11 protein-coding genes are annotated in these 13,175 nt (G+C 63.1%); 3 read left to right on the plus strand and 8 right to left on the minus strand.

The window, feature by feature from the left end; genetic code table 11:
• The first annotated feature begins 64 nt into the window (after positions 1-64).
• The 3 genes from mdeB to AC1DSJ_RS13195 all read left to right on the plus strand — a co-directional run bounded on the left by mdeB (position 65) and on the right by AC1DSJ_RS13195 (position 5,893).
• Complete coding sequence (gene mdeB / locus AC1DSJ_RS13185; RefSeq protein WP_441370651.1) at positions 65-2,752, plus strand: alpha-ketoglutarate dehydrogenase; 2,688 nt, start codon at positions 65-67, stop codon at positions 2,750-2,752.
• Positions 2,753-2,933: 181 nt separating this feature from the next.
• Positions 2,934-5,231, plus strand: a complete 2,298-nt coding sequence (locus tag AC1DSJ_RS13190) for an NADP-dependent malic enzyme (RefSeq protein WP_054423891.1) — start codon at positions 2,934-2,936, stop codon at positions 5,229-5,231.
• A 209-nt stretch (positions 5,232-5,440) separates the two neighbouring features.
• Complete coding sequence (locus AC1DSJ_RS13195; protein ID WP_054423893.1) at positions 5,441-5,893, plus strand: DUF2214 family protein; 453 nt, start codon at positions 5,441-5,443, stop codon at positions 5,891-5,893.
• Here the strand turns inward: AC1DSJ_RS13195 and AC1DSJ_RS13200 are convergent.
• The 8 genes from AC1DSJ_RS13200 to sdhC all read right to left on the minus strand — a co-directional run bounded on the left by AC1DSJ_RS13200 (position 5,883) and on the right by sdhC (position 13,098).
• Positions 5,883-6,779, minus strand: a complete 897-nt coding sequence (locus AC1DSJ_RS13200) for a LysR family transcriptional regulator (RefSeq protein ID WP_054423895.1) — start codon at positions 6,777-6,779, stop codon at positions 5,883-5,885. The two genes, AC1DSJ_RS13195 and AC1DSJ_RS13200, sit on opposite strands and share 11 nt — an antisense overlap.
• 146 nt (positions 6,780-6,925) lie before the next feature.
• Entirely contained in the window at positions 6,926-8,047 is a 1,122-nt protein-coding gene (locus tag AC1DSJ_RS13205; protein ID WP_441370650.1) for a hypothetical protein, read from the minus strand.
• Between the two features lie 100 nt (positions 8,048-8,147).
• Positions 8,148-9,458, minus strand: a complete 1,311-nt coding sequence (locus AC1DSJ_RS13210; RefSeq protein ID WP_025141293.1) for a citrate synthase — start codon at positions 9,456-9,458, stop codon at positions 8,148-8,150.
• 20 nt (positions 9,459-9,478) lie between these two features.
• Entirely contained in the window at positions 9,479-9,739 is a 261-nt protein-coding gene (locus AC1DSJ_RS13215; RefSeq protein ID WP_006218128.1) for a succinate dehydrogenase assembly factor 2, read from the minus strand.
• Positions 9,740-9,780: 41 nt separating this feature from the next.
• The gene (locus tag AC1DSJ_RS13220; protein WP_476760319.1) at positions 9,781-10,497 is read right to left on the minus strand and encodes a succinate dehydrogenase iron-sulfur subunit; all 717 of its coding nucleotides are present in this window, start codon (positions 10,495-10,497) and stop codon (positions 9,781-9,783) included.
• Between the two features lie 18 nt (positions 10,498-10,515).
• Complete coding sequence (sdhA, locus tag AC1DSJ_RS13225) at positions 10,516-12,294, minus strand: succinate dehydrogenase flavoprotein subunit (RefSeq protein WP_476760320.1); 1,779 nt, start codon at positions 12,292-12,294, stop codon at positions 10,516-10,518.
• 3 nt (positions 12,295-12,297) lie between these two features.
• Positions 12,298-12,681: a succinate dehydrogenase, hydrophobic membrane anchor protein gene (gene sdhD, locus AC1DSJ_RS13230; RefSeq protein WP_054423899.1), complete on the minus strand. Its 384-nt coding sequence runs from the start codon at positions 12,679-12,681 to the stop codon at positions 12,298-12,300.
• Positions 12,682-13,098, minus strand: coding sequence for a succinate dehydrogenase, cytochrome b556 subunit (sdhC, locus tag AC1DSJ_RS13235; protein ID WP_006223904.1), 417 nt, complete (start codon positions 13,096-13,098; stop codon positions 12,682-12,684).
• Positions 13,099-13,175: the final 77 nt, after the last annotated feature.

Here is a 13,175-nt window from a genome sequence, read left to right on the forward strand (position 1 = left end):
AATTTGATCACTCATGCCATCGACACAGGTCTAGCATGGAGCGATAACAGGAGACATATTCACGATGCGCGACCAGAGCCACCCCGCCCCCGACGCCGATCACCCGCACGACGCCGACCCCGCCGAAACCGCCGAATGGCGCGACGCTTTGCAGTCACTGGTTGACGCGGAAGGCGCTGGCCGCGCCGGCTATGTGCTGGATAACCTGCTGGGGCATGCCGCCTCGCTGGGGCTGCGCGCCAACAGCCAGACGCGCACCGCCTACCTGAACACGATTCCGGCCGACCAGGAACCGCCCTTTCCCGGCAACCTGGCGGTAGAAGAACGCATCGCCCGCATCAACCGCTGGAACGCGCTGGTCATGGTGGTGCGCGCCAACCAGGCGCACGGTGAATTGGGCGGCCACATTGCCAGCTACGCATCGGCCGCCGATTTGTTTGAAGTGGGCTTCAACCACTTCTTCCGCGCGCAGTCGGAAGATGGCCCGGGCGACCTGGTCTACATGCAGCCGCACTCGGCGCCCGGCGTCTACGCCCGCGCTTATCTGGAAGGCTTTCTGAATGAGGCCGACCTGGCGCACTTCCGCCAGGAAATCACGGCCACGTCGCGCGGCTTGCGCGGCTTGTCGTCCTATCCGCACCCATGGCTGATGCCGGACTTCTGGCAATTCCCGACCGGTTCAATGGGCATCGGCCCCATCAACGCCATCTATCAAGCCCGCTTCATGCGCTACCTGGAACACCGCTCGCTGGTGCCGGGCGGCGACCGCAAAGTCTGGGGCATTTTTGGCGACGGCGAAATGGACGAACCCGAATCCATCGCCGCTCTGACGCTCGCCGCACGTGAAAAGCTCGACAACCTGGTCTTCGTCGTCAACTGCAACCTGCAACGGCTGGACGGCCCGGTGCGCGGCAACGGCCGCATCATCGACGAACTGGAAACGCTGTACGCGGGCGCGGGCTGGAACGTGATCAAGCTGGTCTGGGGCAGCGACTGGGACGCTCTGCTCAGGCGCGACACCAGCGGCGCGCTGGCCCGCGCATTCGCCAACACCGTTGACGGCCAATTCCAAACCTTTGCCGCCAACGACGGCGCGTTCAACCGCGCCCACTTCTTCAACCAGAACCCCGAACTGGCCGCGCTGGTTGCTGACTGGACCGACGAGGCCATCGACCGCCTGCATCGCGGCGGCCACGACATGGTGAAGATTCACGCCGCCTATCTCCGCGCGGCGCAGCACCGTGGGCAGCCCACGGTGATTCTGGCGCAGACGAAGAAAGGCTTCGGCATGGGCGCCGCCGGCCAGGGCAAGATGACCACGCACCAGCAAAAGAAGCTGGACGACGAGGCCCTGCTGGCGTTTCGCGACCGCTTCGCGCTGCCGATTTCGGACGCCGATTGTCTGGCGCTCAAGTTCTATCGGCCCGCTGAAGACAGCGCCGAACTGCGCCATCTGCAAGCGCGCCGCGCTGCGCTGGGCGGCCACATCCCACGCCGCCGCACCGAAGCGCCGCGCCTGACGCCGCCGGATGCCGAACACTGGGCACGCTTCGCGCTGGCCGCCGACGGCAAGGAAATGTCGTCCACGATGGCCATCGTGCGCATGCTGACCGCGTTGCTCAAGGACAGCACCGTGGGCTCGCGCATCGTGCCCATCGTGGCCGACGAAGCCCGCACCTTCGGCATGGCCAACCTGTTCCGCCAGATCGGCATCTACTCGGCTCAAGGCCAGTTGTACGAACCCGAAGACATCGGCTCGGTGCTGTACTACCGCGAAGCGCGCGACGGCCAGATTCTTGAGGAAGGCATCACCGAAGCCGGCGCGATCTCGTCATGGACGGCGGCCGGCACCAGCTACTCGGTGAACGGCCTGCCGATGCTGCCCTTCTATATCTATTACTCGATGTTCGGCTTTCAGCGCATCGGTGACCTGATCTGGGCCGCCGCCGACCAACGCACGCGCGGCTTTCTGGTGGGCGCCACATCGGGCCGCACCACGCTGGGCGGCGAAGGGCTGCAACACCAGGACGGTTCCAGCCACATCATGGCCGCCGCCGTGCCCAACTGCCGCGCCTACGACCCGGCCTACGCGTACGAGGTCGCCGTCATCGTCGAACACGGCATGCGGCGCATGCTGGACGAGCAGCGCGACGAATTCTTCTACCTGACGGTCACGAACGAAAACCTGGCGCAGCCCGACATGCCCGCCGACGCCGGGGTGCGCGAAGGCATTCTGCGCGGGCTGTATCGCCTGCGCGCCGCACGCGGCAAGGCGCAAGTGCGGCTGCTGGGCGCAGGCCCGATGCTGCGCGAAGCCGAAATGGCCGCCGACCGTTTGCGCGATCAGCATGGCGTGGACGCCGAAGTCTGGAGCGTCACCAGCTTTTCCGAGCTGGCCCGCGACGGCCGCGAAGCCGAACGCGCCCGCGTGTTGGGCCTGGACGCAGCGCCCGGCGCCGACTGGGTCCGCACGTGCCTGGGCGGCAGCGACGCCCCCGTCATCGCCGCCACCGATTACGTGCGCGCCGTGCCTGACCAGATCCGCGCCTGGGTGCCCGCCCCCTACCGCACGCTGGGCACCGATGGCTTCGGCCGCAGCGACACGCGCGCCCAACTGCGCGACTTCTTCGAAGTCAGCGCCGACTGGATCATGCTGTACGCGCTGGACAGCCTGGGCCGCCAGGAAGACGCCAACACGCTGCGCAAGAAACTGAACGCCCATACGCGAGGAACGCCTCCCTGGGAATCGTAAAAAATCCGACTCGTTCTTGATCAAAAGCGTCCGCTCGCTGCACTGCAACAACCAATCGTGCGCGCTTTCTGGTGAAATACGGGCGTTCCCTAAGCATTTCGCAAAGAAACCGGCGGGCCGCGAGCCCGCCGTTTGTCATCCCGTTTTCTTTTTCAGTTAGTGCCTCAGAGGCCCCGATCCCATGGACGACACTCTTACCAAAATGGCGTTGGATTACCACGCCTATCCCACCCCCGGCAAAATCTCGGTCGTGCCGACCAAGACCTTGGCCAACCAGGACGACTTGTCCCTGGCCTACTCGCCCGGCGTGGCTGCAGCTTGCATGGCCATCTTCGACCAAGGTGAAGACGCCGCCTCGAAGTACACCTCGCGCGGCAACCTGGTGGGCGTGATCACCAACGGCACCGCCGTCCTCGGCCTGGGCAACATCGGCCCGCTGGCCGCCAAGCCGGTCATGGAAGGCAAGGGCTGCCTGTTCAAGAAGTTTGCCGGCATCGACGTGTTCGACATTGAACTGGCCGAGAACGATCCGGACAAGCTGGTCGACATCATCGCAGCGCTGGAGCCCACGCTGGGCGGCGTCAACCTGGAAGACATCAAGGCGCCCGAGTGCTTCTACATCGAGAAGAAGCTGCGCGAGCGCATGAAGATTCCCGTCTTCCATGACGATCAGCACGGCACCGCCATCATCTCGTCGGCCGCCATCCTGAACGGCCTGAAGGTCGTGAACAAGGACATCGGTTCGGTCAAGCTGGCTTGCTCCGGCGCCGGCGCCGCCGCCATCGCTTGCCTGGACCTGCTGGTCCACCTGGGCGTCAAGCGCGAGAACATCTTCGTGGTGGATTCCCGCGGCGTCATCTGGGAAGGGCGCGATGAAAACATGGAACCCAACAAGAAGCGCTATGCGCAGAAGACCGACGCGCGCACGCTGGCCGATGTGGTCAACGGCGCCGACGTGTTCCTGGGCTGCTCGACTGCTGGCGTCATGACGGGTGACATGGTCAAGACCATGGCCGACCGCCCGCTGATCCTGGCCCTGGCCAACCCGGAACCGGAAATCCGCCCCGAAGTGGCCAAGGCCGCCCGCCCGGATTGCATCATCGCCACCGGCCGTTCGGACTACCCGAACCAGGTCAACAACGTGCTGTGCTTCCCCTTCATCTTCCGCGGCGCCATGGATGCCGGCGCTTCGCGCATTACGGAAGAAATGAAGCTGGCTTGCGTGAAGGCCATTGCCGATCTGGCGCAAGCCGAGCAGAACGATGAAGTGGCCCGCGCCTACGCCGGCCAGGAACTGTCGTTCGGCCCCGACTACATCATCCCGAAGCCCTTCGACCCGCGCCTGATTTTCCAGATCGCGCCGGCCGTGGCCCAAGCTGCCGCCGACTCCGGCGTGGCCGCCCGCCCCATCGAAGACATCGAAGCCTACCGCCAAAAGCTGATGGGCTTTGTGTACCACTCCGGCCAGCTGATGCGTCCGCTGTTCGCCCAAGCCAAGAAGGCGCCCAAGCGCGTCATCTACGCTGACGGCGAAGACGAACGCGTCCTGCGCGCCGTGCAAACGGTGGCCGACGAAAAGCTGGCCCGCCCGATCCTGATCGGCCGTCCGTCGGTCATCGAAATGCGCATCAACAAGGCCGGCCTGCGCCTGGTGGCCGGTGAGCACTTCGAAATCGTTGACCCGGAAGACGACGAGCGCTTCAACGAAACCTGGAACGCGTACTACCAGTTGAAGGGCCGTGAAGGCGTGACGCCGGCCATCGCCAAGGCGATGATCCGCAAGCACAACACGCTTATCGGCGCGATGCTGCTGCGCCGTGGCGATGCCGACGCGCTGCTGTGCGGCGTGGCCAGCAAGTACGACAACCAGCTCAAGTACATCGACGAAATCATCGGCAAGAAGGAAGGCCAGACGTACGCCGCCCTGAACGTGCTGATGCTGCCTGACCAGACGCTGTTCGTCACCGACACCCACGTCAACGAAAACCCGACGTCGGAAGAAGTGGCCAACATCACGATCCAGGCTGCCGACGAAATGCTGCGCTTTGGCGTGGTGCCGAAGATTGCTCTGCTGTCGCACTCGAACTTTGGCAGCCGCGTGACGGAGTCGTCGAAGAAGATGGCCGCCGCCAGCAAGCTCGTGCAAGAGCGCGCGCCTGACCTGGAAGTGGACGGCGAAATGCACGCCGACGCTGCCCTGTCGGAAAAGATCCGCGTTCTGGCCTACCCGGACAGCACGCTGAAGGGCCGCGCCAACCTGCTGGTCATGCCGAACCTGGACACCGGCAACATCACGTACAACATGCTGAAGATGACGGGCAGCAATGGTGTCGCGATGGGCCCGATCCTGCTGGGCGCGGCACGCCCGGTGCACATCCTGACGACCAGCGCCACCGTGCGCCGCATCGTCAACATGACGGCGCTGGCCGTTGTGGATGCGCAGCAGGAAGCCGCTGACGCCGCCAAGAAGCGCCGTTGATCACCAACGCGCTTTAGCCGCACGGGCGCCCCACGGGGCGCCCGTTTTCATTGGGCGGCATCGCACAGCCGCATCCCACAGCCGCATCCCACAGCCGCGCCCCACAGCGGCATCCCACCCGCCATCGTGTCGCGATAGTTCACGCGCGAAGATAGTCTGCGGCCCCAGGCGGATGGTAAAACCGAGCTTGTCACTTTTCTGGAGACGACATGCTGGCCGATGCCCTCTATGCCTGGTTCCACTACCTGGCTATCTTCGTCATGGTGGTGGTGCTGACCGCCGAAGCCGTGCTGCTGCGCCCCGACCTTACCGCCAATGGCGTGAAGCGGCTGATCATCTATGACCGCCTCTATGGCGTCAGCGCCATCCTGGTGCTGGTCACCGGCCTGCTGCGCCTGACCTTGGGTGCGAAAGGCGCGGCGTTCTACATGAGCTCTCCGTGGTTCCACGCCAAGATCACGCTGTTCGTCATCATTGCGCTCTGTTCGATCCCGCCCACGCTGAAGATCCTGCGCTGGGCGAAACAATCCCGTCAGCAGGCGGGCTTCGTGCCGGCCGCGCCAGAGATCAAAAGCGTACGGCGCTGGGTGATGATTGAGTCGCACCTGTTCATCTTCCTGCCGCTGTTCGCTGTGCTGATGGCGCGCCACATCAGCGTGTAGCCGCTGACGCCGGCCAGCCTTTGGCCAGGCAGGCGATCAGGTAATCGACGAATGCCCGGGCCCGGGCTGGCAGCAAGCGGGTTTCCGTGACGACGTGCACGGGAAACGGGCCCAGGCTCCATTCAGGCAGCACGCGCCGCAAACCGCCGGATGATTCAAGCTCGGTCTGGTCGCCGCCTAGCGCGGCGATACCCGCGCCCAGCATCGCCAGCCGGCGCGCCATGCCCGCTTCATTCACCGAAAACCGGCTGCCGGGCATGACGCTGACCTGCTCGTTGCCGCGGACAAGCTGCCAACGCGTCGACGCCCCGTTGTCTTGCGCCCGAAATCCGATGCATTCATGCGCCGTCAATTCCGACGGATGCGTGGGCGCGCCGTGAGTCAACAGATAGTCTTCCGATGCGTAAAGATGCACGCGCAGCGCACCCAGCGTTCTGGCGATGCGCGAAGAGTCGGGCAACTCGCCAATCTTGATCGTCAAATCGCAGGGCTCGGCCACGCGATCTGCATGTTCCAGGCTGGCCAGATTCACATGAAACGCCACCTCCGGGTGACGGCGCGAGAACCCCAGGAAAATTTCCGCCATCACATCGGTCGCGAAGGTGGCCGGCATGTTGATGCGCAACAGGCCCGAGGGCGTGGCGGTCAGCGCCTGCAATTCCTCGTGCGCAACCTGCGCCTCTTCCACGATGCGCAGGCAGCGTTCCAGATAAATCTCGCCCGCGCCGGTCAGTTCAACCTTGCGGGTGCTGCGGGTCAGCAGGCTCAAGCCCACCGAGCGCTCCAGTTCCGCCACCCGGCGCGATAGTGTCGATTTCGGCAGCCCCAGCACGACGGCGGCGCGGCTGAAGCTGCGCGCCTTGGCTACCTCTGCAAACAGCTCCATGCTGTGCAGGCTTCTCACGGCAGTCTCATCCGGCGTGTCTCCGTTACGGTTTAGCCGGCGTGTCACCACCGGCGGCAAGCCGCATTGTCGGACCAGACTTTTAAGAATTTCTTAATGGGTGCTGCAAACGCGGACACCTCATGCCGCTACGGGCAGCGTGCGCGCGCAGGGGGCTTTGGCTCCTCGTCGCCGACGACGAAGGTCGCGAACTTAAAGACGCCGACTTCATCGTTCGTCACAATGCCGGCGAGCGTTCCGTCGAACGCTTGCATGACTGACATGCCTTCTGGCACGTCGGCATGGCCCTCGCGCCTGGCCACCCGCCCTTCCCCCGGGCTGAACACCAGTACGCCGGGAAAAGGCTCGCGCTGCCCATCGATCACGCGCCTGATGGTCTTGACCTGCGTGCCCTCGGCATAGTCAAAGCCCCCCCGCTGCACGCGGCAGGCAAGCTCCGCGTCGCTGACTCGCAGCAAGCGCCGGTCAATATCCAGATATATCCGGGGCTCGCTCAACATCAGGCCGAACACCTTCACCGCCACGGGATCTTTTACTTCGATGCGCCAGCGGTCAGGGTCGCTCGAGCCGTCCACATATACCGTGCCGGTCGAGCCATACAACACCGAACCCGCATGGATCGCAATTCCCTCGACCTCGTTGCCGCTACCCAGCGTGCATTGGTTCAGGGCCTTCATGGCGCCGTCGGATTCGGTGTCAAATTCGATGTCCTGCGTGCTGTCGCAACGCCACCCCTGCACCAGTTGGTCGCCCTGGCCTTTCAGGACGATATTTCGCGGATACCGGCGAATCAGCTCGTACGTGTCTTTTTCGTATTCGGTGTCCAGATATCGGCGCGCAAGCAGGGTGTGCACGCCGAAGATGGGCGTGGGCGCAGGAAATTCGGCCTCGACGTACGTTTCCAGCTGCCCTTCGTCTTGCAACTTCAGCCGGGTGCCGGCGGGCATTGCCACGCCGCCCACGGTAGCCGCTTGTTCCAGCGTCACGTTGCGCGCGGCCTCGGCCCGCTCACTCTCGCGCTCAATCTGCCAGACGATGGTGTGTACCCAGGCGAAGAAGGCAAAGGGCACCGCCAACACCACGAAGAGCACGGCCGACTTCTTCCAGTGCTTACGGACGGTTCGGCGATGGCTGGCGCTGACGGCCAGCACCACGCCCCAAATGGCCAGCACGACCCCGGCAAGCAGGCCCAGGGAAAGCAGCAGGTAAAAATTGGCTGATGGAAGCGAGACAGGAATCATGGCCAGCATGATATCCGCTTCTTCCCGCCGGAGAAGCACCCAAGCGGCAGGCAACAAAAAACCGCCCGAAGGCGGCTTTTTGTCAGTGTCCTGCCGAAGGGTAAGCGGATTAACGCTTGTCCATCGGGGGCACGTCGCGGGTCACGGAGCCCGTGAACAGCTGGCGCGGGCGGCCGATCTTGTAATCGGGGTCCGACAGCATTTCGTTCCACTGGGCAATCCAGCCCACCGTGCGGGCCAGCGCGAAGATGGCCGTGAACAGCGAGGTCGGGATGCCGATGGCGCGCTGGACGATACCCGAGTAGAAGTCCACGTTCGGGTACAGCTTGCGCTGCACGAAGTACGGGTCCGACAGGGCGATGCGTTCCAGTTCCATGGCCAGCTTGAACAGCGGGTCGTTTTCCAGGCCCAGGGCCGAGAGCACTTCCTTGCACGTTTCTTGCATCAGCTTGGCGCGCGGGTCGTAGTTCTTGTAGACGCGGTGGCCAAAGCCCATCAGGCGCACGCCCGAGTTCTTGTCCTTGACCTTCTCCATGAACTCGCCAACCTTGGCGATGCCGCCGTTGGCTTGCAGCTCTTCCAGCATTTGCAGGCAAGCTTCGTTGGCGCCGCCGTGAGCCGGGCCCCACAGGCAAGCCACGCCAGCCGAGATGGCGGCAAACGGGTTGGTGCCCGACGAACCGCACAGGCGCACGGTGGAGGTCGACGCGTTTTGCTCGTGATCAGCGTGCAGGATGAAGATGCGGTCCAGCGCGCGCTCGACGACTTCGTTGACCTTGTAGTCTTCGCACGGCGTGGCGAACATCATGCGCAGGAAGTTGCCCGTGTAGGACAGGTCGTTCTGCGGGTAGATGAACGGTTGGCCTTGCGAGTACTTGTACGCCATCGCAACCAGCGTCGGCATCTTGGCGATCAGGCGGATGGCCGAGATGTGGCGATGCTGCGGGTTCGTGATGTCGGTGGAGTCGTGGTAGAACGCGGACAGCGCGCCAACCAGACCCGTCAGCACGGCCATCGGGTGAGCGTCACGGCGGAAGCCGCGCAGGAAGAAGTGCAGCTGCTCGTTGACCATCGTGTGATGGGTCACTTGCGAATCAAAGTCAGCCTTCTGTTCCTGGTTCGGCAGTTCGCCGTTCAGGATCAGGTAGCAGATGTCCATGAAGTCGCAATTGACGGCCAATTGCTCGATGGGGAAACCGCGGTACAGCAGTTCGCCCTTGTCGCCGTCGATGTACGTGATGCCCGATTCGCAAGCGGCCGTGGACATGAAGCCCGGGTCAAACGTAAACATGCCCGTCTGGCCATACAGCTTGCGGATGTCGATCACATCCGGACCGACCGTGCCCTTGTAGACAGGGAACTCAATGGGTGCGCTGCCATCCGAGAAGGATAGAGTGGCTTTTTTGTCAGACAGGTTCATGTTATTTCCTCTCACATTAATCAGAGTGCGCGCATCTGGCCAATAATGCCCCGAAGCCTGGGGGTGTCCAGGTCGCCTTCGAGTTCCTTACGGGCCAGCAGCAGGTCGAGAAGATCGTTGTCTCCCATCTCGAACAGCTGGGTCAATGCGGCCACATCATCATCGGTAAGTTCAGCCTCGTAAGCGTCAAGATACCGAGTGATGATCAAGTCGTTTTCGAGCAGGCCGCGGCGCGCCCGCCAACGCAGACGCGCCCGCTCCAGTTCAGTTAGCCTGCTCATCGTTACACCATAAATACAAAAGTCTTCACGCTAGATAGACACTAGACCGTACGGCGAACCATCAGTTCCTTGATCTTGCCGATGGCCTTCGTCGGGTTCAGGCCCTTCGGACAGACGTCGACGCAGTTCATGATGGTGTGGCAACGGAACAGGCGGTACGGATCTTCCAGGTTGTCCAGACGCTCGCCGGTGGCTTCGTCGCGGCTATCGGCGATGAAGCGGTAGGCTTGCAGCAGGCCGGCCGGGCCGACGAACTTGTCCGGGTTCCACCAGAACGACGGGCAGGAAGTGGAACAGCACGCGCACAGRATGCACTCRTACAGGCCATCCAGCTCKTCGCGYKCCTCGGGCGACTGCAGGCGCTCTTTYTCGGGCGGCGGCKCGTCGTTGATGAGGTACGGACGAATCGAGTGGTACTGGTTGAAGAAGTGCGTCATGTCCACGATCAGGTCGCGGATGACGGGCAGGCCCGGCAGCGGACGCAGAACGATGGGTTCCTTCAATTCGCGCAGGTTCGTCGTGCAGGCCAGACCGTTCTTGCCGTTGATGTTCATGGCGTCCGAACCGCACACGCCTTCACGGCACGAGCGGCGCAGGGCCAGGCTGTCATCGACGTCGTTCTTGATGCGCACCAGCGCATCAAGCAGCATCTTGTCGGTGGGCTGGAGTTCAACGTCCAGCTTCTGCATGTACGGGCGCTCGTCCTTGTCCGGATCGTAGCGGTAGATTTCGAACTTGACGATTCTCTTGGTGCTCATAATGGGCTCTATCCGGACTTAGAAGGTACGCGCCTTGGGCGGGAAGGACTCAACGGTGAGCGGCTTCATCTGCACAGGCTTGTAATCCAGGCGGCTGCCTTCGGAGTACCACAGCGTGTGCTTCAGCCAGTTCTCGTCGTCGCGCGTCGGGTGGTCGTCCAGCGCGTGAGCGCCACGGCTTTCCGTACGGGCAGCGGCCGACTTGATCGTGGCGCGGGCCACTTCGGTCATGTTGGCCAGTTCCAGCGCTTCGACGCGCGCGGTGTTGAACACCTTGGACTTGTCCTTGAAGTAGATATTGTCGGCTTGCTTGGCCAGATCTTCGATCTGCGTCACGCCTTCGTTCAGCAGTTCCAGCGTGCGGAACACGCCGCAGTGGCGCTGCATCGAGAAGCGGATGGCGTTGCCGATGTCTTGCGTCTTTTCGCCCGAGGTGCGCGATTCCAGCTTGTTCACGCGGTCCAGCGAGAATTCCACAGCTTCCTTCGGCAGGTCCTGGTGCGCACGCTGGCGCTCCGGGTGCGAATTCACGATGTGGTTGCCGGTGGCGCGGCCGAAGACGATCAGGTCCAGCAGCGAGTTCGTGCCCAGACGGTTGGCGCCGTGCACCGACACCGCGGCGCATTCGCCGATGGCGTACAGGCCGTTGACGACCTTGTTCTCGCCGTTTTCGCGCGACAGCACCTGGCCGTGGTAGTTGGCCGGAATGCCGCCCATCTGGTAGTGGATGGTCGGAACGACGGGGATCGGTTCCTTGATCGGGTCGACGTTGCCGAACTTGATGGCGATTTCGCGGATCGAGGGCAGACGCTTGTTGATGACGTCGGCGCCCAGGTGATCCAGCTTCAGCACAACGTAGCTGCCGTCCGGACCGCAACCGCGGCCTTCCTTGATTTCCTGGTCCATCGAACGCGACACGAAGTCACGCGGAGCCAAGTCCTTCAGCGTGGGCGCATAGCGCTCCATGAAGCGTTCGCCATCCTTGTTCAACAGGATGCCGCCTTCGCCACGCACGCCTTCGGTGATCAGCACGCCCGCGCCGGCCACGCCGGTCGGGTGGAATTGCCAGAATTCCATGTCTTGCAGCGGGATGCCTGCGCGCGCAGCCATGCCCAGGCCGTCACCGGTGTTGATGAAGGCGTTGGTSGAAGCGGCMYAGATMCGGCCRGCGCCGCCGGTGGCSARCASCGTGGTCTTGGCTTCSAGGATGTAGAYTTCGCCSGTTTCCATTTCCAGAGCGGTGACGCCGACGACGTCGCCCGCCTCGTTGCGCAGCAGGTCCAGCGCCATCCATTCGACGAAGAACTGGGTGCGCGCGGCAACGTTGCGCTGGTAGAGCGTGTGCAACAGCGCGTGGCCGGTGCGGTCGGCGGCGGCACAGGCGCGCTGCACCGGCTTTTCACCGAAGTTGGCGGTGTGACCGCCGAACGGACGCTGGTAGATCGTGCCGTCGGGGTTGCGGTCAAACGGCATGCCGAAGTGCTCGAGCTCGTACACGGCGTTCGGCGCTTCACGGCACATGAATTCGATGGCGTCCTGGTCGCCCAGCCAATCCGACCCCTTGACGGTGTCGTACATGTGCCAGTACCAGTTGTCTTCGCTCATGTTGCCCAGCGAGGCGCTCACGCCGCCTTGTGCGGCAACGGTGTGCGAACGCGTGGGGAACACTTTGGACAGCACTGCAACGGACAGGCCCGCTTGGGACAGTTGCAGCGAACAACGCATGCCGGCTCCACCGGCGCCAACGACCACCACATCAAACTGGCGGCGCGGCAAGGATTTCATGACAGAGACCACGGCTTAAATGCTCCAGAGGATTTGCGCGAAGTAAACGACCGTACCGACCAGCCAGAGGATCGTCAGCACTTGCAGCAGCAGGCGCAGGCCCACCGGCTTGACGTAGTCCATCCAGATGTCGCGCACGCCAATCCAGGCATGCCAGGCCAACGCAATGAATGCAAGGGAGGCCAGGATCTGGCCAACCGGAATGAAGCCCACGTAGAAATTGAACAGCTTGACCCAGTGTTCATACGTGAAGGCAGGCATCGTCAAGATGCCGACGAGCAGCACCAGCGTATACACGGCCATGATGACGGCGGTGATGCGCTGGATGATGAAATCCATGACCCCATAGTGGGCGCCAACGACCAGGCGCTTGGGTCCGTAGTTTTTAGCGGCGGCCATTTACAGCACTCCGAACAGTTTGAGACCGAACACCAGCGTCAGCGCCAGGCTGACACCGAAAACCACGCCGGCGCTTTTCTTGGCCGACAGCTTGTCGATACCGATGTGCAAGTCCAGCAGCAGGTAGCGGATGCCAGCACAGAAGTGATGCAGGTAGCCCCAGATCAGGACCAGGAAGACAAGCTTGACGATCGGGTTTGCCGCGATGGAGGCGATCCAGGCGAACGATTGCGGTGCGGCCACGCTAGCTGCGAACAGCGGCACGATGACCAAGGGCAAACAGAGGAACAGCAAAATGCCGCTGATGCGGTGCAGGATGGACAGCTTGCCGGCCAGGGGCAGGCGATAGGAGAACGCAACTTGGGCAAGCCCAATATTGCGAAACTGCGGACGTGGCTTGGCAGCGGTGTCGGACATGACGGCCTCGGTGTTTCGGAACTAGGGAATCGTGACGGCGAAAGTGCCGTGGCCCTTTCGGGCAAACACAGTATTTT

Source organism: Achromobacter sp. 01N37 (assembly GCF_056399725.1).